Source organism: Bradyrhizobium sp. HKCCYLRH2047 (genome assembly GCF_051168175.1).
Taxonomy (GTDB): Bacteria; Pseudomonadota; Alphaproteobacteria; order Rhizobiales; family Xanthobacteraceae; genus Bradyrhizobium.
The window spans coordinates 168,623-193,604 of record NZ_JBNPUM010000007.1; the positions used below are offsets into that span (position 1 = coordinate 168,623).

Annotated in this window: 22 protein-coding genes; 5 read left to right on the forward strand and 17 right to left on the reverse strand. The window is 65.7% G+C overall.

Annotated features, from left to right (window positions below):
• Position 1: 1 nt before the first annotated feature.
• From ACQR1D_RS18255 to ACQR1D_RS18275, 5 genes are all read right to left on the reverse strand, one after another.
• Entirely contained in the window at positions 2 to 199 is a 198-nt protein-coding gene (locus tag ACQR1D_RS18255) for a DUF1289 domain-containing protein (protein WP_315803053.1), read from the reverse strand.
• Between the two features lie 47 nt (positions 200 to 246).
• Positions 247 to 1,842 (reverse strand): sensor histidine kinase, encoded by a 1,596-nt coding sequence (locus ACQR1D_RS18260; RefSeq protein ID WP_315803054.1) that lies wholly within the window; start codon positions 1,840 to 1,842, stop codon positions 247 to 249.
• A gap of 137 nt (positions 1,843 to 1,979) precedes the next feature.
• Positions 1,980 to 3,410, reverse strand: a complete 1,431-nt coding sequence (locus ACQR1D_RS18265; RefSeq protein ID WP_315803055.1) for a PepSY domain-containing protein — start codon at positions 3,408 to 3,410, stop codon at positions 1,980 to 1,982.
• Between the two features lie 7 nt (positions 3,411 to 3,417).
• Positions 3,418 to 5,808, reverse strand: coding sequence for a TonB-dependent receptor domain-containing protein (locus ACQR1D_RS18270; protein ID WP_315803056.1), 2,391 nt, complete (start codon positions 5,806 to 5,808; stop codon positions 3,418 to 3,420).
• 339 nt (positions 5,809 to 6,147) lie between these two features.
• A complete protein-coding gene (locus ACQR1D_RS18275) occupies positions 6,148 to 7,017 on the reverse strand; it encodes an NAD(P)-dependent oxidoreductase (RefSeq protein WP_315803057.1) in 870 nt (289 codons plus the stop codon).
• A 259-nt stretch (positions 7,018 to 7,276) separates the two neighbouring features.
• On the opposite strand from ACQR1D_RS18275, the gene ACQR1D_RS18280 reads away from it, so the two are divergent.
• The 4 genes from ACQR1D_RS18280 (at position 7,277) to ACQR1D_RS18295 (ending at position 11,519) form a co-directional block, all read left to right on the forward strand.
• Entirely contained in the window at positions 7,277 to 7,723 is a 447-nt protein-coding gene (locus tag ACQR1D_RS18280) for a VOC family protein (RefSeq protein WP_315803058.1), read from the forward strand.
• Positions 7,724 to 7,855: 132 nt separating this feature from the next.
• Positions 7,856 to 8,980, forward strand: a complete 1,125-nt coding sequence (locus ACQR1D_RS18285) for an Mrp/NBP35 family ATP-binding protein (protein WP_316180639.1) — start codon at positions 7,856 to 7,858, stop codon at positions 8,978 to 8,980.
• A gap of 179 nt (positions 8,981 to 9,159) precedes the next feature.
• Entirely contained in the window at positions 9,160 to 10,254 is a 1,095-nt protein-coding gene (locus ACQR1D_RS18290) for a TRAP transporter substrate-binding protein (RefSeq protein ID WP_315803060.1), read from the forward strand.
• A 176-nt stretch (positions 10,255 to 10,430) separates the two neighbouring features.
• On the forward strand, positions 10,431 to 11,519 hold the full coding sequence (locus tag ACQR1D_RS18295; RefSeq protein ID WP_316180641.1) for a TRAP transporter substrate-binding protein: 1,089 nt from the start codon (positions 10,431 to 10,433) through the stop codon (positions 11,517 to 11,519).
• A 99-nt stretch (positions 11,520 to 11,618) separates the two neighbouring features.
• Here the strand turns inward: ACQR1D_RS18295 and ACQR1D_RS18300 are convergent, their stop codons facing one another.
• The 12 genes from ACQR1D_RS18300 to ACQR1D_RS18355 all read right to left on the reverse strand — a co-directional run bounded on the left by ACQR1D_RS18300 (position 11,619) and on the right by ACQR1D_RS18355 (position 24,116).
• On the reverse strand, positions 11,619 to 13,295 hold the full coding sequence (locus tag ACQR1D_RS18300; protein WP_434893935.1) for a TRAP transporter large permease: 1,677 nt from the start codon (positions 13,293 to 13,295) through the stop codon (positions 11,619 to 11,621).
• Between the two features lie 23 nt (positions 13,296 to 13,318).
• The gene (locus ACQR1D_RS18305; RefSeq protein WP_315803063.1) at positions 13,319 to 13,900 is read right to left on the reverse strand and encodes a TRAP transporter small permease subunit; all 582 of its coding nucleotides are present in this window, start codon (positions 13,898 to 13,900) and stop codon (positions 13,319 to 13,321) included.
• 318 nt (positions 13,901 to 14,218) lie between these two features.
• Positions 14,219 to 15,109, reverse strand: a complete 891-nt coding sequence (locus tag ACQR1D_RS18310; protein ID WP_434893936.1) for a cation diffusion facilitator family transporter — start codon at positions 15,107 to 15,109, stop codon at positions 14,219 to 14,221.
• A 235-nt stretch (positions 15,110 to 15,344) separates the two neighbouring features.
• Positions 15,345 to 15,617, reverse strand: a complete 273-nt coding sequence (locus tag ACQR1D_RS18315) for a hypothetical protein (RefSeq protein WP_316180645.1) — start codon at positions 15,615 to 15,617, stop codon at positions 15,345 to 15,347.
• 329 nt (positions 15,618 to 15,946) lie between these two features.
• Entirely contained in the window at positions 15,947 to 18,208 is a 2,262-nt protein-coding gene (locus tag ACQR1D_RS18320; protein ID WP_434893937.1) for a DUF2235 domain-containing protein, read from the reverse strand.
• Between the two features lie 218 nt (positions 18,209 to 18,426).
• Positions 18,427 to 18,813 carry a nuclear transport factor 2 family protein gene (locus tag ACQR1D_RS18325; protein ID WP_315803067.1) on the reverse strand — a complete coding sequence of 129 codons (387 nt, stop codon included), beginning with the start codon at positions 18,811 to 18,813 and terminating at the stop codon, positions 18,427 to 18,429.
• Positions 18,814 to 19,041: 228 nt separating this feature from the next.
• Positions 19,042 to 19,719, reverse strand: a complete 678-nt coding sequence (locus tag ACQR1D_RS18330; RefSeq protein WP_434893938.1) for a spermidine synthase — start codon at positions 19,717 to 19,719, stop codon at positions 19,042 to 19,044.
• 136 nt (positions 19,720 to 19,855) lie between these two features.
• Positions 19,856 to 20,677, reverse strand: a complete 822-nt coding sequence (locus ACQR1D_RS18335) for a DUF2182 domain-containing protein (RefSeq protein ID WP_315803069.1) — start codon at positions 20,675 to 20,677, stop codon at positions 19,856 to 19,858.
• 36 nt (positions 20,678 to 20,713) lie between these two features.
• Entirely contained in the window at positions 20,714 to 21,346 is a 633-nt protein-coding gene (locus tag ACQR1D_RS18340) for a DUF1326 domain-containing protein (RefSeq protein WP_316180653.1), read from the reverse strand.
• 182 nt (positions 21,347 to 21,528) lie between these two features.
• Positions 21,529 to 22,560 (reverse strand): GTP 3',8-cyclase MoaA, encoded by a 1,032-nt coding sequence (moaA, locus tag ACQR1D_RS18345; protein ID WP_434846613.1) that lies wholly within the window; start codon positions 22,558 to 22,560, stop codon positions 21,529 to 21,531.
• Positions 22,561 to 22,770: 210 nt separating this feature from the next.
• Positions 22,771 to 23,163 carry a hypothetical protein gene (locus tag ACQR1D_RS18350; RefSeq protein ID WP_315803169.1) on the reverse strand — a complete coding sequence of 131 codons (393 nt, stop codon included), beginning with the start codon at positions 23,161 to 23,163 and terminating at the stop codon, positions 22,771 to 22,773.
• A 266-nt stretch (positions 23,164 to 23,429) separates the two neighbouring features.
• Positions 23,430 to 24,116, reverse strand: a complete 687-nt coding sequence (locus ACQR1D_RS18355; protein WP_434838970.1) for an HAD-IA family hydrolase — start codon at positions 24,114 to 24,116, stop codon at positions 23,430 to 23,432.
• A 173-nt stretch (positions 24,117 to 24,289) separates the two neighbouring features.
• On the opposite strand from ACQR1D_RS18355, the gene rpiA reads away from it, so the two are divergent.
• A complete protein-coding gene (gene rpiA / locus ACQR1D_RS18360) occupies positions 24,290 to 24,982 on the forward strand; it encodes a ribose-5-phosphate isomerase RpiA (protein ID WP_434839087.1) in 693 nt (230 codons plus the stop codon).

The window sequence follows — 24,982 nt, forward strand, 5'->3', positions numbered from 1 at the left end:
CTCAGTCGCGCCGACGCGCCAGCGCGGGCAGGCCGGCGTCGTGCATGCGGGACGGCAGCCCGTCCATCAGCGCCAGCCGCTCGTCGGTCGACATGCGGCCCCAGCGGGCGATCTCCGGCAGCGTGCGTCCGCAGCCGAAGCAGAGCTTCGTCTTCGGGTCGATCATGCAGACGGCGATGCAGGGCGTCTCCTGGCTCATGGCGCGAGTTTGAAAGGTTCTGCCACTGTCGTGCAAGTGCAATCATCTCACAGTCCCGTTCCGGCATTCATGATCGGCTTGCGGACCCGACGCTTCTCCTGAGCGGGGGCGATCGCGTGTTCCGGCTGCAATGGCGGTGCCTCGTCCGACAGCGGAGCGAGCGCCGACATCACCCGCTCCGGCGGGAAGGTGACGATCACCTCGGTGCCGATGCGGACCTTCGATTTCAGCGTGAACGTGCCGCCATGCATCTCGATCAGGTTCTTGGCGATGGGCAGACCTAATCCTGCGCCCTGTTCGGCCGACTTGATCGAGTTGGAGCCCTGGCCGAATGAGGCGAGCACGATCGGAATCTCGTTCTCGGGGATGCCCGAGCCGGTGTCCTTGACGCTGAGATATTGTCCGCCCGAGGCCGTCCAGCCGGCCTTCAGCCAGATGTCGCCGCCCTGCGGCGTGAACTTGATGGCGTTGGACAGCAGGTTGAGCACCACCTGCCGGATCGCGCGCTCGTCGGCCCACAGCCGCGGCATCTTCTGCTCGAACACCTCGCGAATGGTGATGCCGCGGCTCGTGGCGCGCAGCTTCAGCAAATGGTGGCAGTCGGCGATCACGTGCACCAGCGCCACGGCTTCCTCGTTCAGCTCGTAGCGGCCGGCCTCGATGCGCGAGAGATCGAGGATCTCGTTGATGAGGTTGAGCAGGTGGACGCCCGAATTGTGGATGTCGGCCGAATATTCCTTGTAGACCGGCACCGCATGCACGCCGAAGATCTCGCTCTTCATCACCTCGGAAAAGCCGAGGATGGCGTTCAGCGGCGTTCGCAGCTCGTGGCTCATCTGCGCGAGGAATCGCGACTTCGCGACGTTGGCGGCCTCCGCACGGTAGCGCGCCTCGTCGGAGATCGCCTTCGCCTGCTCGAGCTCGCCGATCAGGGCGTCCTTCTCGGCGCGTGCTTCGAGCGTGGCGAGCGTCGTCGCGTGCAGCTGATGGGCGAGCAGCACGAAATAGCCTTCGGCCGCGACGGCGAACCCGGCGAGCAGGTAGTTGTCGAACGTGCCCGACAGCGCGAGGCTCAGCGTGATCGCGACCGTCACCGGCGCGGTGACGGCGACGGCTGCGATCGGCAGGTTGGCGGCGAGCATGCTGGAGACCGCGATCACCAGCAGCATCAGGAACATCATCAGCGTGCCCGACACCGCCGCGAGCGCCGGATGGATCAGGATCGCCATCCAGCACACGCCGTAGAGCAGGTCGAGCAGCACGAAGCGCGTGCGCCAACGCCGCGTCGCCGCCAGCGACGGCTGGTCGGCGAGGAAGTTCGAGCAGTTGCGCACGATCGCCGCATGAATGCAGAGCACGCCGAGCGTCCAGGCGCCGGCCGCGATCGTATGCAGCCACACGCTGAGCATCAGGCCGGTTGCCACCACCAGCAGCACGACGATGTAGGAGGCGGAGATGCGGGTCTGCGCGTATTGGCGCAGCAGCTCGCGGTCGAAGGCCGGACGCGTTCCCGATGTCGACGTTAACCGGTCGCGCGCCTCGCGCACCCGCTGCTGCGCGGCCCGGCGCTGGCTTGCTGGTGCAAGCGCCGGCGGATCTGCCGGAAGCTCGACGACCTCAGGCTTTTCAGCGGGTTTACTCATCAAACAACACAAATCCTGCCCGCGAGGTACGGGCTGCTTTCTGCATTGTCTATAACTGGGCCCAAATCCTTAAGACGGATTATAGACAACGAAAAATTTGCGTTAACCGCGCGTTAAATTAACCATTGTGGCGAGGCTCAGCGGAGCTGCATGCGCAGGCGGCGCCAGCCGATCACCACGCCCGTGATGCTGAAGACGAGGCCGATCGCGCAGAGGCCGACGATGAGAAACGTACGCAGCGCCGCCTGCGCAAGCAGGGCCGGAAAGTCGAGCGTGTGCAGCGCCTGATAGAGCCACCGATAGGCGCGCCGGGATGGGTCGAGCTTCTCGAGCACCGCGCCGGAGGCGGCGTCGACCTGATACCAGGTGTCGCCGCAGATCACGCGATGGACCGGCGCGCCCGGCACATCGGAAACAAACGGATAGTCGTCGCCCGGCTCGACTTCGGACGAGCGCGCGCAGTCGCCGCGCAGGCGGGACGCCGCGGCATTGACGTCGGCCGGCTGCAGGAAGCGGCCGACGATGCGTGCCGATGCGCCGTCCAGCAGCGAAATCTGCTGCTGACTCGGCGCGCGCCGGATGCGCTGATAGAGGCGGCCGCCGAAGGCGAACCACTCGATCTCGCGGACCCCGCCATGCACCGCCGCGAGCGCGCCCGCGGTCGCGTCGGTCCAATCCGGCGCGCCGACGAGAATGGCTTGCTCGAACGGCGTCAGACGGCCGGTCGCAAACAGCCTGCCATGGTCCATCGACAGCCAGCCGCTGACCATCCACGTCAGCACGAACTGCATGCAGATCAGGCCGCCCCAATGATGCCACAGGTGCCAGCCGCGGTAGCGCGAGCACAGCCGCGCCTCATGATATCTCAGCCGCATCGGGCCGAGCAGGGCGCCGCTCACGGCGGCGACGACCGCCGCGAGCGACAGCCACCACACGACAGCGTTCCAGGCCGCCCAGTCCTTGCGCAGGATGGTCGGATAGATCCAATGAACGACGCTGCCGACGTAGTTCCAGGCGCGTTCGAACCGAGTCGTGTCGAGCACGACCTCGCCGGTGCGCGAGGAGACATAGAGCTCGGTGCCACCGGGATCGTTGAGCGCGATCCGGTGCAACGGACGATGCACGTCGAACCGGTTCGGCACCGTCCATTGGTCGTAGTCGTCCAGAGCTGCAACGGCGGCGCCGTCGGCTTCGAGCCCGCGCCGCTGCGCTGCTGCGCGTGCGATCGACAGGGCGATGTCGGGGGCGCTCACCTCGGCTGTGGCCAGCGTGTCGGCATGAATGGCCGTGCTGCGGCCGGCGGTCGAGATGACATAGACCGGGCCATCCATGCGCTGCACCAGGCGGACGCGGTCTGGATGGTCGATTCCAGCCTTGGCGAGGGCCTCCGCGGGACCGTGCAGCGACATGGCGACGTCGAGCACGGGCAGCGCGGCGAAGCGCTCGCTCTCGGTCTGCGCCGGGAATGGCACGTAGTGCATCACGATCCCAGTCGCGAACCACAGCACGAGCAGCGGACCGAGCGGGATGCTCAGCCAGCGGTGCGTGAGGATCAGCGCCCGGATCATGCGGCCATCAGAACTTGAACGAGGCTTCGACCTCGTAGGTGCGGGGCGCGCCGAGGAAGATCTGGTCGGGATAGAACGGATCGCTCCAGGCCGCGTAGCGCCGGTCGGTGACGTTGCGGACCCGGAAGGCGAGCCGCGTGCTGGTCGCGGTGGCGAACAGCGGCACCTTCGGCAGGTCGATGAAGGCGAACAGGTCGGCCGTGGTGTAGGCGAGCAGTTTCACCGTGTTGGCATCGGTGCTCCAGCGGTCGCCCACGTGGCGGACGGAGAAACCGAGCTCGACCGGCCACCAGCCGGGATTGAGGAAGCGGTAGGAGCCGCCGCCATTGACGATGACGGCGGGGATGTTGGGCGGCGTGTTGCCCGAGAACGAGCCGCCGCCGGCGAGATCATAATCGGCATAGCGGGCGCGGACATAGGCGAAATTGCCCCAGAGCCTGCTCTCCGGCGTCGGCCGCACCGCAGCCGACAGCTCGATGCCTTGCGATTTGACCTTGCCGGCAAGGTTGAGCTGCTGGCCGGCCTGGGCGCTGTAGACGTTGTTGCGCTCGATGTCGAAGGCCGAGAAGGTCCATTCCGCGCGGCCGTTCCATGCGAGCTGCTTGACGCCGGTCTCGTAGCTGCGCGAATCCGACAGCGTCAGGTTTTGCGTCGGAGTGAGGATGAAGATGCTGTCGGCCGAGATGTCGGTTGCCGTCGCATATTGGCTGTAGAACATCGTGCCCGGCAGCGCCTCCCAGGTATAGCCGATGCGTCCCGTGACCGGTTGCCAGCTCTTGGAATAGGGGAAGCCGGGCCGCTCGGCGCCATTGCGGATCCAATTGCGGTCGAGCGTGAACGGGTTGTAGCGCAGCCCTCCGACCAGCGCGAAGCTGTTGGTCAGCCTCAAGCGGTCTTCGAGATTGAGCGCGACGCTGTCGATCGTGGCGGTCTGAAGCTGTGTCCTCAGCTTACCATAGGTGCCGCGATCGAAGCCGATCAGCGGGACTGAATCGCCGGGAAAATTGGCCGCGCCGGGTCGCGTGAAGTCGGTATGCGAGCTCTCGACCGAGGTGACGAGCCGGTTGGCGAGACCGAAGATGCTGCCGTTCCATATCACGTCGGTGATGTTGCCGACCATGTTGTGGTTGTGATGGACGAAGAAGCGCTCGCGATCGACCAGATTGGTGTTCGCGTTGAAGGCCGAGACCTCGTTATTGTACCAGTCGCGGCTGGCATTGTAGTTGTAGATCTGGCTCCGCAGCGTGACTGCGTTGTTCAGGTCCCATTCGAAGCCGCTGCGGACCCAGGATTCCTTGATGGTCTTGTGGCCGTCGACCACGTTGTAGTTGGTCGACAGCGTGCGGCCGTCGATCGTGACGGCGCCGAGATCGCTGCCGTTGTAGGCGGAGATCTTGGAGCCCGAGACGATGCCGCTGGTTGCGTTCGCGCCGCTATAGGCCACCGGCACCAGCGGCGTGCCCTCATAGGGCTTGGCCTTGTAGTCCTTGAACTCGGCGGCAAAGAAGGTCTTGAAGCTCTCGGACAGCCGGTAGTCGAGCTGGCCGGAGACATGGACATTCTTGAACTCGGTGTCGTCGATGAAGCCGACCTCCTTGGTCCGGCTGATGTCGAAACGATAGTCCAGGCCCTTGACCGTCGTGCTGCCGCCGGAGCCGAAGCCGCTGCGGAATGTGCCGCGCTGGTCGAAGCCGACGAAGGCCTCGCTCTCGACCGGGCCGCTGTGCGGGGTCTTGGTGACGAAATTGATGGTGCCGCCGACCGCCCCCTGGCCTGAGATCAGCGAGGAGGGGCCCTTGAGAAACTCGACGCGGTCGAGGTTGAAGGTCTCCATCGTCAGCGCGCTGAATCCGGTCGGCCCGATGTTGATGCCGTTATAGAGGACGTTGACCTGGTTGCCCTGGAAGCCGCGCATCGCAAAGCCGACGTCGTTCGGCGCATCGCCGGCGCTGACGCCGGTGGCACCTTTCACCGCGTCGACGGTCGTGTAGTAGCCCTGCTCGCGCAGCGTCTCGGCGCCGATCACCTCGACCGTCGCCGGCACCTCGCGCGCGGCCAGGCCGAGCCGGCTGCCGGCTGCCGGGATGGCGTTGCCGTTGAGCGGGGTCGCGGTCGCGTTGGTGGCCTGTGAGGGAACGGATGGCGCTGCCTGCGCTGGCGCGGTCCCGCGTTGCTGGACGGGACGGGTGGTCCGGTCCGCCGTTCGGCCGCGCGATTGCGTCCGGTCGGACACTGGCCGCTGCCGCGGCGCGTCGACCGTTACATCCGGAAGCAACGTGTTGGCCGCCGGTGTTACGGCGGGGCTTGCCGTTTGCTGCGCGTGAGCCATGTGGCCGGCTGACCACCCGGCCACAAGTCCCGCCAACGATATCGACCCCCAGATCGTCCGCACGCTCATTCTGATCCCCACCGCAGGTCCGGACTGAGCCGGCGCCTGCGCCCGTAACGTTCACGATGCCCGGACGAGAGTTAGCTTAAACCTCCGGAAATGAAATGTTATAACATTTCAAACGGGCGATTCCGGCTGAAGGGCGTCTCGATCTGGCAACACATGCGAACGATTAGCGATTGCAACGGGTATCAGCGAGTCGCAGGGGGCGCAATGGAGCGTTCCGATGCCATTCAGAGCATCTGGCGTCGACGACAGGGCGGGTCCGGCTCGCATACCGAGTCCAATGCAAAACGGCCGCCCGTCGAACCGAGGGCGGCCGCTTGATGGTGTCGACAAGCCCCGGGACTACTTCTCCAGACGGGCCAGCAGGCTCGACGTGTCCCAGCGCTTGCCGCCGAGCTTCTCGACCTCGGAATAGAACTGGTCGACCAGCGCGGTCACCGGCAGATGGGCGCCGTTGCGGCGCGCTTCGCTGAGGCAGATCGACAGGTCCTTGCGCATCCATTCCACCGCAAAACCAAAGTCATATTTGCCATCGTTCATGGTCTTGTAGCGGTTCTCCATCTGCCACGACTGCGCGGCGCCCTTGGAGATGGTCTCGATGACAGCGGGAACGTCGAGGCCGGACTTCTTCGCGAAATGGATACCCTCGGACAGGCCCTGCACGAGGCCGGCGATGCAGATCTGGTTGACCATCTTGGTCAGCTGGCCGGAGCCCGCCGGCCCGAGCAGCTTGCACATCCGGGCATAGGCCGCGATCACCGGCTCGGCGCCGGCATAGGCGTCGGCGGTGCCGCCGCACATCACCGTCAGCACGCCGTTCTCGGCGCCGGCCTGGCCGCCGGACACCGGCGCATCGATGAATTTGAAGCCGGCCTTGGTGGCTGCGGCGTCGAGCTCACGTGCCACTTCAGCCGAGGCGGTGGTGTGGTCGACGAAGGTCGCGCCCTTGGCCATGCCGGCGAAGGCGCCGTCCGGGCCGATCGTGACCGAGCGCAGGTCGTTATCATTGCCGACGCAGCACATCACGAACTCCTGGCCTTCGGCGGCCTGCTTCGGCGTCGGTGCTGCCTTGCCGCCGAACCTGTCGGCCCATTCCTTCGCCTTGGCCGCGGTGCGGTTGTAGACCGTGACCTCGTGACCGCCCTTCTTCACGAGGTGTCCTGCCATGGGGAAACCCATGACGCCGAGACCGATGAAAGCGACTTTAGCCATATGAGCTACCTTGACCTTGGGGTTCTGCCGGCGGCCTTGAGAGGGCCGGGCTGTTCTTGAAAGGAACACATCAGCACCCGGCGCGGTCGCGGCGGTGCTGGACGCCGCACCATACCGGCTTGCGAGGCGGGGGCAACGGCTTCGTGACGGATGCGAAAGCGCCGCCGCGTGCTAAAGAGGCATCATCATGACGGCTTGCAAAGCCGCCATCCGGCAACGAAATCCAGTCAACCAACGAACCAGCCAGGGAGTGTCTCGCATGGGCGTCAGCGTCGGCGTGCTCGATCATTTCAACATCCGGACCCGCAACCTCGCCGAGACCGTGCGCTTCTATGAAGACGTGCTCGGGCTCGAGAACGGCGCCCGTCCGGACTTCGCCTTTCCCGGCGCCTGGATGTACAGCGAGGGCCGCCCGGTGGTGCATCTGGTCGACATCTCGCCGACCTCCGAGGCACAGAAGCCGGACTCCGGCGTCGTCCACCATGTCGCCTTCGTCAGCCGCGGCTTCGCCGGCATGAAGGCCCGGCTCGCCGAGAAGGGCATGCCGTTCGAAGCGCGGCAGGTGCCGGGCGGGGAGCTGTGGCAGATCTTCGTGCGCGACCCCAACGGCGTGATGATCGAGCTCAATTACGAGGCAGCGAAAGAGCGGGCTGAGGATGCGCCGGTGGAGACCGCCTCCGACATCGGAACCATGGTGGCGTTTTGAGCCGGTCGGCTTTATGAAGCGGCGCAACGCAGGGCCGGAGCGGTGCCGTCGCAGACGACGGAAGATCATGTCCGGCCAACAGGATAGGGCGCGACGATGTGGCGCGTTCTGAGCTATTTCAGGAGACGCGCCGTGAGCGTGACGCAGCAGCAGGTTATCGAGGCACTCAAGCGGGTCCGCTCGCCACGTGGCGTGGCGCTGCCGGACGCCGGCGTGCTGTCGCCGATCACGGCCAATGACGGCAAGGTGTTCTTCTCGATCAATGTCGAGGCCAGCGAGGCTCGCGCCTGGGAAGACACCCGGGCGCAAGCCGAAGCCGCCGTGCGCGCCATTCCCGGCGTGACCATGGCGATGATCGCGCTGACCGCCGAGCGCAAGGCGGGCGCTGCCGCCCCGCCGCCGCGGCAAGGCGGGGTGCAGCCGGTCTCGGCGCATCGTCCGCACCAGCATCCGGCGGACTCGCCGATGTCCCGGCAGGCCGCGATTCCGGGTATCGCGGCCGTCATCGCCGTGGCCTCGGGCAAGGGCGGTGTCGGCAAGTCGACCACCGCGATCAATCTCGCGCTGGGCTTGCGCGATCTCGGCCTCAAGGTCGGGCTGCTCGACGCCGACATCTACGGCCCGTCGGTGCCGCGGCTGACCGGGCTGCAGGAAAAGCCCAAGCTCACCGACGACAAGAAGATGATTCCGCTTTCGCGCTTCGGCCTGTCGATCATGTCCATCGGCTTTCTCGTCGACGAGGACAGCCCGATGATCTGGCGCGGCCCGATGGTGATGTCGGCGATCAACCAGATGCTGCGCGACGTCGCGTGGGGCACGCTCGACGTGCTCGTCGTCGACATGCCGCCGGGCACCGGCGATGCCCAGCTGACGCTGGCGCAGAACGTGCCGCTGAAGGGCGCGGTGATCGTGTCGACGCCGCAGGACCTGTCGCTGATCGACGCCCGCCGCGGGCTTGCGATGTTCCGCAAGGTCAACGTGCCCGTGCTCGGCATCATCGAGAACATGAGCTACTTCCAGTGCCCGCAATGCGGCACCCGGTCCGACATCTTCGGTCATGGCGGCGCGCGCCACGAGGCCGAGCGGCTCGGCGTGCCGTTCCTCGGCGAAATCCCGCTGCACATGGACATCCGCTCGACGTCGGACGCCGGCAACCCGGTGGTCGAGAGCGAGCCGAAGGGTCCGCATGCCGCGATCTACAGGACCATCGCCGCGTCGGTGCGGGATCAGCTCAAGGACGCCATCGCCGCTGCTTGATGCACTGCAGCGAAGCGCGTGCGACTATTGGACCGTTTGTCATTCCAACGTCGCGTTTTCGCTTAACCGGTTCCGTGCTAAAGCCCGGCCCGGATCGCCTTCGACCGTGTGCGGCCAATCGCATCGGCGGATAAATGCTTTTTCAACGGGAAACGCCCCCAACAAGGAGATGCCTTAATATGAAGCGTCGTGATTTTCTGAAGGTTTCGGCCGCCGGTGCCGCGGCGACGGCTGCGGTGGCCTCGCCGGCGATCGCGCAGTCGATGCCGGAAATCAAGTGGCGGTTGACCTCGAGCTTCCCGAAGTCGCTCGACACGATCTATGGCGGCGCCGAGTACCTGGCGAAGCAGGTCGCCGAGATGACCGACAACAAGTTCCAGATCCAGGTCTTCCAGGCCGGTGAGCTGGTTCCGGGTCTGCAGGCGCTCGACGCGACCTCCAAGAACACCGTCGAGATGTGCCATACGGTGTCGTATTATTACGTCGGCAAGGACCCGACCTTCGCGATCTTCGCGTCGGTGCCGTTCGGCCTCAACGCCCGGCAGCAGAACTCCTGGCTGTATCAGGGCGGCGGCAACGAGCTCGCCAACGAGTTCTTCAAGAAGTCGGCCAACGTGATCGGCTTCCCCTGCGGCAATACCGGCACCCAGATGGGCGGCTGGTTCCGCAAGGAGATCAAGACCGTCGCCGACCTCTCGGGCCTGAAGTTCCGCATCGGCGGCATCGCCGGCCAGGTGCTGCAGAAGCTCGGCGTCGTGCCGCAGCAGCTCGCGGGTGGCGACATCTACCCGTCACTGGAGAAGGGCACCATCGACGCGGCCGAGTGGGTCGGTCCGTATGACGACGAGAAGCTCGGCTTCCAGAAGGTTGCCAAGTACTACTACTATCCGGGCTTCTGGGAAGGCGGTCCGACCGTCCACGCCTTCGCCAACCTCGACAAGTATAACGAGCTGCCGAAGCACTATCAGTCGATCCTCGCCAACGCGACGGTCAACGCCAATACCTGGATGGCCGCGCGCTACGACCAGGTGAACCCGGCGGCGCTGAAGCGCCTGGTTGCCGGGGGCACGCAGCTGCGTCCGTTCACCAACGAGGTGCTCGAAGCCTGTCTCAAGGCGACCAACGAGCTGTGGGGCGAGATCTCGGCCAAGAACGCCGACTTCAAGAAGGTCATCGACGCGATGCAGGCCTACCGCTCGGATGAGTATCTGTGGTGGCAGGTCGCCGAGTACACCTATGACAGCTTCATGATCCGCTCGCGTACCCGCGGCTGATCGTAGCTTCAATCGGCGGATCGACTTGAGCCCGGCCTCGCAAGAGGCCGGGCTTTTGCGTTGCGGCAACGTTTCGCAATGGCACTCCGACGCACTTTGATCCACACTGGAACTGAAGCCTCACAAAGAAGGCTGCTCAGGAAACGAACACAATAACCCCCAGGGAGGGAAGAACTATGAAGCGGAGAGACTTCATCAAGGTGACCGGGCTTGGCGCCGCTGGCGCGGCCGCGATCGCAGCGCCGGCCATCGCACAATCGATGCCGGAGCTGAAATGGCGCATGCCGACGAGCTGGCCGAAATCGCTCGACACCTTGTATGGCGGCGCCGAGATCATGGCCAAGGTGGTCGGCGAAGCCACCGACAACAAATTCCAGATCCAGCCGTTCGCGGCCGGCGAAATCGTGCCCGGCCTGCAGGTCCTCGACGCCGTGCAGAACGGCACCGTCGAAATTGGCCACACCGCGTCGTACTACTACTTCGGCAAGGACCCGACGTTCACCTTCGGCTCGTCGGTCCCGTTCGGGCCGAACATGCGCATCAACCAGGCCTGGTACATGCTCGGCGGAGGACGTGAGATCCTCAACGAGTTCTACACGAAGTACAATGTCGTCTCGCTGCTTGCCGGCAACACCGGTTGTCAGATGGGCGGCTGGTTCCGCAAGGAGCTCACCGGCGTCAACGATCTCAAGGGACTGAAATTCCGCATCGGTGGCTTTGCCGGCCGCGTGCTGCAGAAGCTTGGCGCGGTGCCGCAGCAGATCGCCGGCGGCGACATCTATCCTGCGCTGGAGAAGGGCACGATCGATGCGGCCGAGTGGGTCGGTCCGTACGACGACGAGAAGCTCGGCTTCGTCAAGGTCGCGCCGCATTACTACTATCCGGGCTGGTGGGAAGGCGGGCCGATGCTGCTCTCCTTCGTCAACCAGGATCGTTGGAATGCGCTGCCCAAGAACTATCAGAAGATCCTCGAGCATGCCGGCCATTATGCCAACAACTGGATGATGGCGAAGTACGACCAGAGCAATCCGGCGGCGCTGCGCCGGCTGCTCGCCGCCGGTGCCAAGCTGCATGCGTTCTCGCCGGAGATCATGCAGGCATGCCTGAAGGCCGCCCGCGAACTGCACAGCGAGGTCGCGGCCACCAACCCCGACTTCAAGAAGACCTATGAGTCGTTGTCGGCCTTCTCCGGCAATGGCTACTCCTGGTTCCAGGTCGCCGAGATCGGCTACGACGCCTTCATGGCGCGCAACTCGCAGAGCTGAGGCCGGCGCCGTATCGCGTCAGGAGGCAGCGACAAAACAAAACCCCGGCGCATTGCGCCGGGGTTTTTCGTTGTCGGGAGCGATCGAGCGCCCCAGGCATCACTGCTTCGGCGGTCCGACATCGATCTGCGGCGGGCCGAAGTCGAGCGGCGGCGCATCGATCTGCGGAATCTCGATCTTGATCGAGTTCGGATCGACGGTAGAGGCCGCGCCCTTGTAGTGCATGACCATCGAGGGGAACAGGATCACCAGCATCACCATGACCAACTGAATCACGACGAACGGCACGGCGCCCCAGTAGATCTGGCCGGTCGTCACCGGCTCCATCCGCTTGCCGGTGACGCGGTCGAGATAGGACTCCTTCGGCGCCACCGAGCGCAGATAGAACAGCGCGAAACCGAACGGCGGATGCATGAACGAGGTCTGCATGTTGACGCCGAGGATGACGCCGAACCAGATCAGGTCGATGCCGAGCTTTTCGGCTGCGGGCCCCAGCAGCGGGATGATGATGAAGGCCAGCTCGAAGAAGTCGAGGAAGAACGCCAGCACGAACACGAAGGCGTTGACGAAGATCAGGAAGCCGATCTGGCCGCCGGGTAGGGAAGTCAAGAGGTGCTCGACCCAGACATGGCCGTTGACGCCGTAGAAGGTCAGTGAGAACACGCGCGCACCGACCAGGATGAAGACCACGAAGGCCGACAGTTTTGCGGTGGACTCGACGGCCTGGCGGACCAGGTCGAAGCTGAGCCGCCGCTTGATCGCGCCGAGGATGATCGCGCCGGCTGCACCCATCGCGCCGCCTTCGGTCGGCGTCGCGAGCCCGATGAAGATCGTGCCGAGCACCAGGAAGATCAGGAACAGCGGCGGCACCATCACGAAGGTGGTCTGCTGCGCCATGCGGGACAGGAAGCGGTATCCGGTGGTGCGCTCCAGCACCCAGTTCACGACTGCGACGGCGAAGGCAAACACGATGCCGTAGAACATGCTCAGCACGACGAAGTCGGCGCCGTGATATTCCGATCCGCGCATCATGAACCAGCCGAACACGCAGCTCGCCAGAAACAGCACGCCCAGCGATTTCAGGCCGCGGTCGCCCGAGTCCTCGCGAAAGCCGATCGCATCGGCCGGCAGGCCGGGCGCCGATTTCGGAAAGATCATGCTGGTCAGGAAGGCGTAGCCGGCATAGATCGCCGACAGCACGAGGCCGGGGATGAAGGCGCCCTCGTACATGTCGCCGACGGACTTGCCGAGCTGGTCGGCCATCACGATCAGGACCAGCGACGGCGGGATGATCTGCGCGAGCGTGCCGGAGGCGGCGATGATGCCCGAGGCAAGCCGGCGGTCGTAGCCGTAGCGCAGCATGATCGGCAGCGAGATCAAGCCCATCGAGATCACCGAGGCGGCGACCACGCCGGTGGTGGCCGCGAGCAGCGCGCCGACGAACACGACCGCATAAGCAAGGCCGCCACGGATGGTGCCGAACAGCTGGCCGATGGTATCCAACAGGTCCTCGGCCATGCCGGATCTTTCCAGCACCAGGCCCATGAAGGTGAAGAACGGAATCGCCAGCAGCGTGTCGTTGTTCATCACGCCGTAGACGCGTTCCGGTAGCGCCTGCAGGAAGTCCGGCCGGAATTCGCCGAGCTCGATACCGACGAGGGCGTAGAACAGGCCGACGGCGCCGAGCGAGAAGGCTGCCGGATAGCCGAGCAGCAGCATCACGACCAGCGAGCCGAACATGATCGGCGCCATGTTGGCGATCAGAAAAGCTGTCATTGAAGTATCCCCCAGCCCGCCGCTTACTTCTTTTCGATCGCTTCGACGAGGTGCTCGACCTCGGCCTCGATCCCGTGGGATTTCGCAGCGTGGGGATCAGGGATGAGCCCGCGCATCACGGCGATGCGCTTGATCAGCTCGGAGATGGCCTGCGCCAGCAGGAACACGAAGCCGATCATGATGAGCGATTTCGCCGGCCATTGCGGCAGGCCGCCGGCATTGCTCGACTGTTCGTTGATTTCGAACGAGCGCAGGAAGAACGGCACGCTGGTGATGATCATCACGACGCAGAGCGGAATCAGGAAGAGCACGTGGCCGACGACGTCGATGGTGTCACGCAGCCATTTGGGCATCATGGCGTTGACGATGTCGATGCGGATGTGCTCGTTGTCGAGCAGCGTCCACGGCGAGCACAGCAGGAAGACCGCTGAGAACAGCACCCACTGTAGCTCGAGCCAGGAGTTCGACGAGGTGTCGAGCGTCTTGCGGACGATGGCGTTGATCGTGGAAATGATGACGGCCAGCAGGATCAGCCACGCCAGCCGCTTGCCGGTCCAGGTCGTGAACGCATCGATCCCACGGCTCAATTTCAGCAACGCTTGCAACGCAATCCTCCCCCAAATGTCTTGCGACGTCCCATGGCCCGTTCTGGCTGCGCAGCACATGGCGCAACGGCCTATCCGGCCCGGCAGGCTCAAAAAACGAGGGCACCATTTCAGCGCCTCGTGTTGCCGTCAATCGGAAAAATGGGCAAAAAGGGGCGTTGCCGCAACATGTTGCGGGAGTGGCGACGCCGCGCCACAGCCGTCTCCGGTTGCCGGAGCCGGGCGATCGGCGGCCGGTGCCGGGAGCTGAACGGGCGGCGTCCGAGGGCGGAGGGCGCGCGAATGCGGCCGACCGAGCGCGTCCTGCGCGAGGCGGTCTTACAGCACCACCACGCCGGAATGCTTGGCTTTGTTTTCGGGTTCGACGTGGATGGTGATCCAGCTGTGCTCGTCGTCCTCGCGCAAGGCCGCCTCGATCCGGTCGCAGATCTCGTGCGCCTGGTTGACTGACATCTCTCCGGGCACCACGAGGTGGAACTCGATGAAGGTCAGCTTGCCGGCATGGCGGGTCCGGACGTCGTGCGCCTCCAGCGCCCCGTCGGCATGCGCGCTGATGATCTGGCGGATGCGCGCAAGCGTGGTGTCGGAGACCGCCTCATCCATCAGCCCGCTGGTGGATTCCTTCAGCACCTGCCATCCCGACCACAGGATGTTCACCGCGACCAGCACCGCCAGCGCCGGATCGAGGATCGGCAGCTGCAACATCACCGCGAGGCCGAGGCCGACCACGACGCCGCCCGAGGACACGACGTCCGTCAGCAGGTGCCGGCCGTCCGCCACCAGCGCCGGCGATCGCAGCCGCTTGCCGCGCGTGATCAACAGCCAGCACCAGACCGCATTGATCGCGCTCGCCAGCGCGTTCACCGCGAGGCCTTCCGCAGGCGCCGAAAACGCGCGCGCATTGAAGAAATTCCCGTAGGCCTCATGGATGATGAGCAGCGCCGCCACGACGATCATGACGCCCTCGATCACCGCGCTGAAGTACTCGACCTTGTGGTGGCCGAACGGATGGTTGGCATCCGCGGGCTTGGCGGCGATGCGCACCGCGCCGAGCGCGACCACGGCGGTGACGACGTTGACGATGCTCTCGACGGCATCGGAGTAGAGCGCGACCGAGCCGGTGATCCAATAGGCAAGATATTTCAGGCCGAGCACGATCGTTCCGACCATGAGGCTGCCGATGGCGAGCTTGAGCGATTGCGAGGCCATGATGTCCTGATCCGATCCCGCGCTGGGGTACTCAACGCTGCGGCGGAACGCAACCAGGGTGGAAGCGGTTCGGTGTCGGGAAGGAGCTGATGCCCCCGGTTTTTATGGCCGTCGAGACCGCCTATAGCGGCGGTGTCGCTCCGATGGAGAAGTGATCTGTGGAAAACAGAAAGGTCGCGCCCACGGACATGGGCGCGACCTTGTCGGCAAACGCCAACAGGAATGACGCCGCCGACTACTTCTCTTTGATGACCGTGGTGGTGCTGGTGGAGCTGCCGACCGTGCCCTCGTCCTCGCAGACCTTGGTCTGGCGGATGCGGTCCTCGGCTTCCACGCGGCTGGTGAACGCCATCGGTCCGATCTGCGTGACGACCTCGCGGTCGGCGGGGCGTGTGGTGGTGATGGTGCAGCGATGGCTCGGTCCCTGCACGATGTAGTATTCGTCAGCAAGCGCCGGAGCGACCGATCCGATGATCACTGCGCCGGCAAGAAGAAGGGGTGCTTTCATCGTCGCCTCTCTTTTCCAAGAACAGCCAAAAGGGGAGCGAGGGGGCGATGAGGAGATCTTGTCCTCATCGTTCGACGCTCTCCGCGTTTGCAACTCGGTCGACTGGTCGGGGTTCCGGCACGCCAGACGCAGCCTGTGTTGATGCGATGCAGTGTCGGCAACGATGGACGCGAGATTTCGTCAGGGCGCAGCGACGCGGGCGCATGCGGGCGGGGACGCGCTAGCCGCCGATGATGACGTTATCCCTGCATCGGCATCCCTGCATCGGCGAAGTGCGTGATGGACATCGCGATTTCGACGAGCCGGTCCGCGCCGATGGCGATCGTGATTCAGAGCAGCCTGACGCTCACCTTCGCCTTGCCGGCGTTGTTCGGATAGAATGCACCGTACATCCAGGGCAGCCCGATCACCGCGTCGTTGACATAGAGGAACAGCTCGCCGCCGCGGTCGGCCTTGAACCTCGCCTTGTAGGCTTGAGGTGTCGTGTTGGGGGCGGGAACGGGGTCGAGGAAATATTCGTCGACGCCGGTCTCGCCGACCCTGGCGATCAGCCGATACCAGGGCCGGAACAGAACGCGGCGCAGCAGGATGCCTGCGTAGAACTTGAAGCGGGCGTAACCCTGGACCGTCGAGGTGCGATAGCCGGCCGGCGTGACCGGCCGCCCGGCGTCCTCCCACGGATCGGTCATGGTGACGACGATCTCGTAGGAGAAGCCGGGACGGACGCTCAAGCCGGTGGGCGCGCAGACCGCGTCGGTCGAGAAATCCCGGGCATCCTGCGGAATGCCCTTGTCGACCGCGACGAGCTCGCGGGCAGGGGTACCATGGCAGAAGGCGCCCATCGAGTCCGCGGCGTTGAACAGGAAGTGACTGATCAGCGTGGCCGCAAGCCAGACGGTGCCGACAGCGAGGAAGAACGGGCCGACATGCCGCTTGCCGTTCCTGATGACGAACTGATAGGCGCGATTGGTCCGGAGCGCGTAGATGGTCCGATGCACCAGGCCGGACGGCATCGGGGGCGATGCGCGTTCGCGCCAGATCACGCGCATCCGGTCGCCGATGCGGTCGCTGAGGCCTGTCCCGAGCGCGGTCAGCACGACCAGGATGATGATCCCGAGGGCGAACCATTCGGGATTGGCGGCGTACCAGTCCGTCCACCAGTGCAGGGAATTCGGCAGGAACGATTCGACCAGCCGGACCGCTTCGGAGACCATCCTGATGGGAGAGTCGTATTCGTGCGTGCGATCGAGGTCGTGGAACAGCCAGAAGGCCGCGAGGTGGAGGGAGGCCGCCAGCGTTGCGAAATAGGCGAGGCGCCTGAACCACACCAGATTCCACAGCTTCTCCTGGGCTGCGAACCGGGCGGCCGCGCCGGCCGGCGTCTCGAACGTGGTCGGCCCGAGCGGCGTCAGCGTGCCGTCGTAGCGGACGATCAGGTAGTTGTCGGGCAGCCCGATGGGCGCGTAGGCGTTGCAGCCGCTGTCGATGCGGTCGAAGACGCTTTCGTGGATCTTCGGCATCGGCACCTGCACGCCCGCGGCCGGGTCGTTGCAGAGATCCGACACCTTGCGCGGGCCGTAGCGATAGTAGGAGCCGAGCCCGGAGCGCGAGTTGTACAGGCGTCCGTCCTTGTCCTGGGACGTGACGATCGACCTGATCGCATCCGGATCGGCCTCGGGCGCGGTCTTGAAGATCAGGCCGCGCTTGATGGCCTCGCCGACCAGCCAGGTCAGCGGGACGTAGGAGACGGAATCGTCCGGATAGCCGCCGCCGACATTGCCGTGCATGCCGACGAACCAGACCTGAACCAGCCGTTCGTCATCGATCGTCCTGGCATCCTTCGGCTTGGTCTCGCCCGCCTCGGTCCAGAGCACCGGATGGAAGGTCGTCCTCTCGTCGTCGAGCGCGAGCGCGTGGCGCGCGCAGGTCACCCGCGGGTTGAGCACGCGGTTGGGAAGCTCGAGCGGCCACACCCAGTTGGAGATGCCCCGCGTCATCTCGTCGATCGGCAGTCCGTAGGCGGCGACGGTGTCCCACAGCCCGATGAACTCGATCGCCGGGAGGCGTTTTCGCTCGAGGAGGTCGAGAGATTTGCGGCCCATGATGCGGTCGATCACCGGCACCAGCACATGATCGCGAAGCCAGCGGAACGGCACCTCGATCCGCCAGATCGAATGGTAGCCCTTGGCGCGATAGGCGCGATAGGCCTTCACGGCGCCATCGTGCAGCTCGGCCTCGGTGCCGGCAACGATCAGGCCCTGGTCGAGCATCAGCGCGGCCAGCACCCGCACGGTGAAGGCGCCGCGGCTGAAGCCGAACAGATAGATCTTCGAGCCATGCTCGTGGTCGTAGTTGCGACAGACGAACTTGTAGGCGTCGAGGATGTTGCGCTTGAGACCGAATCCGAACGCGCCGCCGAGCAGGGCGAGAGGGATGAACGACGATGTGCCGACGCCGTCGTCGTACTTGGCCGCCTGGGCATTGCTCTGCAGGTCGAGCGCCTGGAACATGCGCCAGACGTTGGTCCGCCACACGCTCGACGCGGCGTTGCCGGTCCCGTCGGACAGGATGATGATCTTGGGACTCGCCATGCAAAGGACCCCGCTCGACATTCCCCCGGTCGAGAGCCGGGAGCGTAATACGGACGATCGAGAAAGCAACCTGAGATGGTGTGGGGCTTTCGGCGGCGTGGCCGGAGGATGCAGGGCGCCGCTGCAGCGACGCGGCGACCCGAGGACGAAAATGCACTGCGCTGCTACCGAAATGCCGACGTCACCGAAATGCGGTTGCCGTCGCCGTTCATCACCCTTCAGGCGGGGTTGATGTGCTCGACGAGATGCGCGCGTGAGGGCGCTCGGTCGAAGGGATCGCTGAAATATTGCGTCTCATGCACCACTTTGCCGTCGCGGAATTCCATGATGCTCACCACGTAGGAGGGCACGCCGTCATAGGTCAGGACCAGTTCAGTGACCCAGAGATCGCCGCCGCCGATGATCCGCTGCACTGTGAAGCGCTTGTGGTTGGGCTGGACGAAGCGGCTTTCCTGAATGTTGCGCCGGCTGCGGATACGCTCGCCCGATTGCGGATAATCGAGCACGGCATCGTCGCGATAGATGGCGTGCTCGGCGTCGAAATCGTTGGCGTCCGATGCATCCCAATGGTGCTGCAGGGCAGCGCGCGTGGCGCGGTCGTCCATGGCAATCTCCCATTCAGGCACGCGCTCTCGTTGCAGAGCGTCCGTCGACACGCCAGAGAACGGCGCATCCTCGCGGCGTTCGCGCGTTGATGCGGGCATCCGCCGGCTTCGCAGCCGTGATGCATCATAGGACGATGGCTGGCGCCTCACCACTCCGATGCGAACGGCGGGAGATGCGAAGGAACGAGCTCTCCGCCTGAGTGGCTCCCCGCAACAACGCTGCCGCCGTCACGCCGGCCGCGTCGCGATCCAGATCACGTGGCGGGCGCCGCCGCCGCGGCCGGTGGCGCGGATGTTGATCTCCTCGGCGGCAAAGCCTGCTTTGCGCAGCCGCGGCGTAAAGCGCTCGTCCGGGTGTGACGACCACACCGCCAGCACGCCGCCGCGGCGCAGGGCGGTGAAGGCGGTGCGCAAGCCCGAGGAATCATACAGCGCGTCGTTGGATTGCCGCGTCAGGCCCTGGGGGCCGTTGTCGACATCGAGCAGGATCGCATCATAGGCGCTGCGCCCCGCGGTGATCAGCTTCACGACGTCGCCCTCGTGGATGTCGACGCGCGGATCGGCGAGGCTCGCGCCGGACAAGTCGGCCATCGGGCCGCGGGCCCAGGCGATCACCGCGGGCACCAGCTCGGCGACGGTGACGCGGGCCTGCGGACCCAGCACCTTCAGCGCGGCCCGCAAGGTGAAGCCCATGCCGAGGCCGCCGATCAAAAGCCGCGGAGCGGGCTCGGCCTTGATGCGGGCGCAGCTCAGGGTCGCCAGCGCCTCTTCGGATCCGTGCAGCCGGCTGTTCATCAGCTCGTTCGCGCCGAGCTTGATCGAGAACTCCTTGCCGCGCTGCATCAGCCGCAGCGGCTCGCCGCCGCCGGGGACGTCCGCGGTGTCTATCAGCTTCCAGGGAATCACGGGCGTCTCGCGTCAGTTGGATTACGCTATGTCAGGCGGCAGAGTCGTCGCGCTGGGCCGCTGCTTACCACATTGCCTGCATCCAGCACCAAGGGCGACGCCACTGTTGCGACGGCCTGCATGGCGCCGTCGCGCATCATTGCGGTGGCGACACCAGCATCCAGACGCCCGCGGCACTGAAGGCGATCCCGGCCGCGCGCGCGACCCATCGTCCGAACGGAGCGACTTTCTCAAACAGCACGAGCAGGGTCAGGAGGGCGATCCACGTTACGTTCATGACGCCACCGACGAACAGCAGCGCCATCAGAGCCCAGCAGCAGCCGACGCAATAGCCGCCGTGCCGGAGGCCCAATAGCAGGCACCCGCGCAGGTCGCCGCGAAAGCCGCCGTGGCGCATCAGGAACAGGAGCGGCGACTGGCATTGGACGAGGCAGGCGCCCTTCAGCGGTGTCCACTGATAGACGCCCGCGGCGATCAGCACGGTGGCGCCGAGCACGTGGCTGTCGATCGCCATCCGCGAATCCAGCAGGGCCGTCCGCTCCACACCCCATTGCAGCACGGTCGCCAGCAGCGAAAAGCCGCTCCAGGCGAGCAGATAGCCGGCCGCAAACCAGCCGGTCGCAGCGAACGGCTGGCCCTGCGCGCGGCCCTGTCGACCGACACGGGCGTACATCAGGATCATCGGCGCGGCCGACGGCGCCATCATCCCGACCATCATCACCACCCACATCAGGAACACATAGGCAAACTCGATTGCGCGCCACGACTCGCTGGCCGGCAACATGATGCCGATGCCGGCCGGGATCATGCGGAAGCCGGTCATGTCCATGCCGCCCATGTCCATGTCGTTGGCGAGCCAGACAACATAGGCCCATGACAGGGCGACCATGATTGCGATCGCGCCGCCGACGATCCAGCGATCGCGCCGCAGCACGGCTTCGAGGGCGCTGCCAGTCATCTGCAAGGCGGGTTGCCGGCCTTGCGTCACGTCGAATTAGGCCTGGTTGGACCAGCTGATCGACGCGTACAGGCCGTTCTTGCCGGAATTGTCCCAGCGCATGCCGTGATCATTGTAGGTGTTGCCCGCCGCGCCGACGGCCAGCGCCATCCTGTCCGGGCTGACGGGATGGCCGATGTTCACCCACATCTCGCCGCTCGGATGCATGGTCGGCAGCGGTTCGACGGACATGTGCAGGATGTCGGCGATCTCGGCGGATCGCGTCTTGCCGTCGATCCGGAAGGTGATGGCGGCTTTGCGCACGCCGAGATTGGTGCTGATCAGCGGCGTGAACGCAGCCATCGGGCCGCCGGCGGCGCCGGTGAAGATCGCGGCCATCGCCTCGGTCTGCGGATCGTCGGCGCGCTGATCGACGTATGCGGCGATCGACCAGTCTCCCTCCGCCATCACGCCGGGCGCATGGAGCATCACCGCCGCGTTGAGGCCGTCAAGCGCGACATCGCCATAGCGGCCGGTGTCGATGTGGAACAGCAGCGGCACGTTGCAGAACCCCTCGGTCGGCTGCGCGGTCAGGGGAGGCGCGGCCGACATCAGGCACGGACACAGCAGGCTGCAGCTGCAATTCTCGAAATAGTCACCGGACAGGTGCCAAGCGACTGGGTCTGCCATCGCCGCCTCCCGCTAGGTCTCACCGACAACGTGCTCTGGAACGCACGATCTCAGGTTGAAAGCTACGCCGCGTCGGGACGTGCCGCAAGCCGGTCGTTTGTTCCTCTCCACGTCAGGGGGGCCGGCCCACTGGCTGGCTCCGGCCGCGATCGGTCGCAGGCCGCGGTGGTCGAGGACTCCGGTCAGCCGCCCGTCACGCTCATGTGCCGGCTGACGCTCGGGCGGTTGTGGCGGCGGTCGATGATGAAGTCGTGGCCCTTCGGCTTCAGGCCGATGGCGCGGTCGATCGCGTCGCTGAGCTGCTCGTCGCTGGCCGAGGCGCGCAGCGGCTTGCGCAGGTCGGAGGCGTCCTCGTGGCCGAGGCAGGTGTGCAATGTGCCGGTGCAGGTGACGCGGACGCGGTTGCAGCTCTCGCAGAAATTATGCGTCATCGGCGTGATAAAGCCGATCGTGCCGCCGGTCTCCGCGACGCGGACGTAGCGGGCGGGGCCGCCGGTGGTCTCGTCGAGATCGGTCATGGTGTAGGTCTGGGCGAGACGGCCGCGCAGCAGCGACAGCGGCAGATACTGGTCGATGCGGCCTTCGCCGATCTCGCCCATCGGCATCACCTCGATCAAGGTCAGCGCCATGCCCTTGCCATGCGCCCAGTCGATCAGCGCGGGGATCTCGTCCTCGTTCATGTTCTTCAGCGCGACCGCGTTGATCTTCACGGCGAGACCCGCAGCGCGCGCCGCCTCGATGCCGGCCAGCACGCGGTCGAGGTCGCCCCAGCGGGTAATGGCGCGGAATTTGTCCGGGTCCAGCGTGTCGAGCGAGACGTTGATGCGGCGGACGCCGCAATCGGCGAGCTCGGCGGCGTATTTGGCGAGCTGCGTCGCATTGGTCGTCATCGTCAGCTCGCTGAGCGCGCCGCTCTTCAGGTGCCGCGACAGCGAGCGGACCAGGCCCATCACGTTGCGCCGGACCAGCGGCTCGCCGCCGGTGAGCCTGAGCTTCTTGACGCCCTTGTGAATGAACGCCGAGCACAGCCGGTCGAGCTCTTCGAGCGTCAGCAGGTCGGCCTTCGGCAGGAAGGTCATGTCCTCGGACATGCAGTAGAAGCAGCGCAGGTCGCAGCGGTCGGTCACCGAGACGCGCAGATAGCTGATGCGGCGGCCGAACGGGTCGGTCATCGGGCGCGTCAGGGCGGTGTCACTCAACGTCTCTGCGGTCATGGAAAGCCTTGATGGAAAGCCTTGATGCAAGCCTTGGCTGGTGGCGGCCCAGGTGGCGGCGATGCCACGCGGCGGCCGCGCAAGCGCGGCCGGATGTCGGTCTCACGATAATCTAATCATGATCGCCGCGCCTCACAATCATCGACGTTGAAACGTCGATGCTGCAATGCAGCTTCGCCTTGGCAAGGGGACGCGCGGGACGATGGCCCGTTATTGCCGTCCCGGCGCGGGGGCGGGGAAGGCGGACCCGGTGGTCGCCGGTGCTTCCGGCGCAGCGGCGGATTTCGGCGGCTTCGGCTTCTTCGGCCGCATGTGCTTGACGGCCTTGGGCGGCGCACCCGGCATCGGCTGCAGCTCGGCGACGACCGGGCTCGGATCCATCACCACCGGCGGCGAGGTGTTGAAATCGCCAGAGTTGCGGATCACCTGCACCGGGATGGTCGCGGGCTGGTACTTGTCCATCGTGAAGGTGACGCTGAAGCCCGCATCGGGCGCCGGCACCGAGACGGTGCAGGGCGTCTTGCAGCCCGGTCCGAGCGAGGTCTTGGCGTCGGCGCCCGGCGGCACGGAGTCGAGCTGCACGGGTACCTCGGGCGCGGCCATCTTGAAGCTGTCCATGGAGAAGGACGAGCAACCGGCCAAGCCGGCTCCCGCAACCGCAATTGCGATGACACGCCGCATCATGATGTCCGCCCCACAACCCTGCGGCCATCGGCCGCAATCCCAAGGCGACCATAGGAGCGTCAGAACAGCGGCGCAACTGCGGTCAACCCTATTCTCAACAGAACGTTAACGCACCCGAAGGTGCCGATTCAGGTCGATCGGGCAGGGAGTTAGGGCGCGATGCGGCAGTCGAATCGCAAGTCCGCTCAGGTGATCCGGAGCGATGAGCTGAGGGCCGTGACGGCTGCCGGCAGCTCGCGCATGTGGTCAATCAGGTGGTCCGGATTGAGCTCCGCGATCGGTACGTCGGTATAGCCGAAGGTGCAGCCGATCACCGGCACGCCGGCGCGGCGGGCGGCGCCGACGTCGGTGCCGGCATCGCCGACCATGATCGCAGCCCTGACCTCGCCGCCGGCCTGCGCGATGGTCTGGCGCAGGATCGTCGGATCCGGCTTGGCAACGCCGAACGTGTCGGCGCCGCAGATCGCGGCGAAGCGGGAGGACAGGCCGAGCTGGTCGAGCAGCCGCCTGGACAGCCATTCCAGCTTGTTGGTGCACACCGCGAACTGGCAGCCGCGGCCGGCGAGCTCGTCGAGCGCCGCCTCCAGCCCCTCGAAGGGGCGCGATTCGATGGCGATGTTCTCGGCGTAGAAATCGATGAAGTCGACCGTGAGCCGCTCCATGTCGGAGGGACTGGCGAAGCGGCCTTCCGCCTCCAGCCCGCGCTCGAGCAGCTTGCGCGCGCCGTGCCCGATCATCTTGCGGGCCGAGGCCAATGGCACCGGCCGCAGCCCTTCGCGCTGCAAGATGTGGTTCAGTGCGTTGATGAGGTCCGGCGCCGTGTCGACCAGAGTGCCGTCGAGATCGAAGACGATAGTGCTGGAGATGGCCATCGGTATCCGCTAGCGGCCGGCTCGCGTCCGTGCAAGGGCCTCGCAATGGCTTTTTGTCCGATTTCGTGGCCGGCGAGAGCTAGGCCCCGCGTCAAAACATCGCTAGATATGCGCCGGCTTTCGGCCCCGGCTTGTGGGGGCCCTGGGTGCGAAGGGCGGGTTCCTTGGTCGACATGGATGCATTGAAGCGGCAGGCGGCGGCGCGTGCGCTGGAGGAGGTCGAGAGCGGCATGAAGCTCGGTCTCGGCACCGGTTCGACCGCGAAGCATTTCGTCGATCTGCTCGGGGAAAAGGTGCGCGCCGGCCTCAAGATCGTGGGCGTGCCGACCTCGGAGGCGACGCGCGCGCAGGCGCAGGCGTGCGGCGTGCCGCTGACCACGCTCGACGAGATCGACCGGCTGGACATCACCATCGACGGCGCCGACGAGATCGATCCGGCGCTCGATATGATCAAGGGCGGCGGCGGCGCGCTGCTGCGCGAGAAGATCGTCGCCAGCGCCTCGGATCGCATGATCGTGATCGCCGACGACAGCAAGTGGGTGGCGCAACTCGGCCGCTACCCGCTGCCGGTCGAGGTGGTTCCGTTCGGCCTCGCCGCGACCCAGCGCGAGATGCGTGACGCCTTCGCCACGGCCGGCGTGTCCGGGCCGATGAGCCTGCGCAAGTCCGCAGACGGCCACGTTTTCGTCACCGATGGCGGCCACTGGATTATCGACGTCCGCCTTGGGGAGATCGTGGATCCCCCGCGTCTGGCGGACCTTTTGAGCGCAATTCCGGGCGTGGTCGAGCATGGGCTGTTCATCGGCCTCGGCAGCACGGCGATCCTGGCAGGCGCACAGGGAATTCGCGTTATCCAGCGGCCCTGA

What these genes read in the sequence shown, in the direction of transcription:
- ACQR1D_RS18255 (WP_315803053.1), bottom strand. Translation starts at nt 199, where the DNA reads ATGAGCCAGGAGACGCCCTGCATCGCCGTCTGCATGATCGACCCGAAG.
- ACQR1D_RS18260 (WP_315803054.1), bottom strand. Translation starts at nt 1,842, where the DNA reads ATGAGTAAACCCGCTGAAAAGCCTGAGGTCGTCGAGCTTCCGGCAGAT.
- ACQR1D_RS18265 (WP_315803055.1), bottom strand. Translation starts at nt 3,410, where the DNA reads ATGATCCGGGCGCTGATCCTCACGCACCGCTGGCTGAGCATCCCGCTC.
- ACQR1D_RS18270 (WP_315803056.1), bottom strand. Translation starts at nt 5,808, where the DNA reads ATGAGCGTGCGGACGATCTGGGGGTCGATATCGTTGGCGGGACTTGTG.
- ACQR1D_RS18275 (WP_315803057.1), bottom strand. Translation starts at nt 7,017, where the DNA reads ATGGCTAAAGTCGCTTTCATCGGTCTCGGCGTCATGGGTTTCCCCATG.
- ACQR1D_RS18280 (WP_315803058.1), top strand. Translation starts at nt 7,277, where the DNA reads ATGGGCGTCAGCGTCGGCGTGCTCGATCATTTCAACATCCGGACCCGC.
- ACQR1D_RS18290 (WP_315803060.1), top strand. Translation starts at nt 9,160, where the DNA reads ATGAAGCGTCGTGATTTTCTGAAGGTTTCGGCCGCCGGTGCCGCGGCG.
- ACQR1D_RS18295 (WP_316180641.1), top strand. Translation starts at nt 10,431, where the DNA reads ATGAAGCGGAGAGACTTCATCAAGGTGACCGGGCTTGGCGCCGCTGGC.
- ACQR1D_RS18300 (WP_434893935.1), bottom strand. Translation starts at nt 13,295, where the DNA reads ATGACAGCTTTTCTGATCGCCAACATGGCGCCGATCATGTTCGGCTCG.
- ACQR1D_RS18310 (WP_434893936.1), bottom strand. Translation starts at nt 15,109, where the DNA reads ATGGCCTCGCAATCGCTCAAGCTCGCCATCGGCAGCCTCATGGTCGGA.
- ACQR1D_RS18315 (WP_316180645.1), bottom strand. Translation starts at nt 15,617, where the DNA reads ATGAAAGCACCCCTTCTTCTTGCCGGCGCAGTGATCATCGGATCGGTC.
- ACQR1D_RS18320 (WP_434893937.1), bottom strand. Translation starts at nt 18,208, where the DNA reads ATGGCGAGTCCCAAGATCATCATCCTGTCCGACGGGACCGGCAACGCC.
- ACQR1D_RS18325 (WP_315803067.1), bottom strand. Translation starts at nt 18,813, where the DNA reads ATGGACGACCGCGCCACGCGCGCTGCCCTGCAGCACCATTGGGATGCA.
- ACQR1D_RS18335 (WP_315803069.1), bottom strand. Translation starts at nt 20,677, where the DNA reads ATGACTGGCAGCGCCCTCGAAGCCGTGCTGCGGCGCGATCGCTGGATC.
- ACQR1D_RS18340 (WP_316180653.1), bottom strand. Translation starts at nt 21,346, where the DNA reads ATGGCAGACCCAGTCGCTTGGCACCTGTCCGGTGACTATTTCGAGAAT.
- moaA (WP_434846613.1), bottom strand. Translation starts at nt 22,560, where the DNA reads ATGACCGCAGAGACGTTGAGTGACACCGCCCTGACGCGCCCGATGACC.
- ACQR1D_RS18350 (WP_315803169.1), bottom strand. Translation starts at nt 23,163, where the DNA reads ATGGCCGCGCCCGAGGTACCCGTGCAGCTCGACTCCGTGCCGCCGGGC.
- ACQR1D_RS18355 (WP_434838970.1), bottom strand. Translation starts at nt 24,116, where the DNA reads ATGGCCATCTCCAGCACTATCGTCTTCGATCTCGACGGCACTCTGGTC.
- rpiA (WP_434839087.1), top strand. Translation starts at nt 24,290, where the DNA reads ATGGATGCATTGAAGCGGCAGGCGGCGGCGCGTGCGCTGGAGGAGGTC.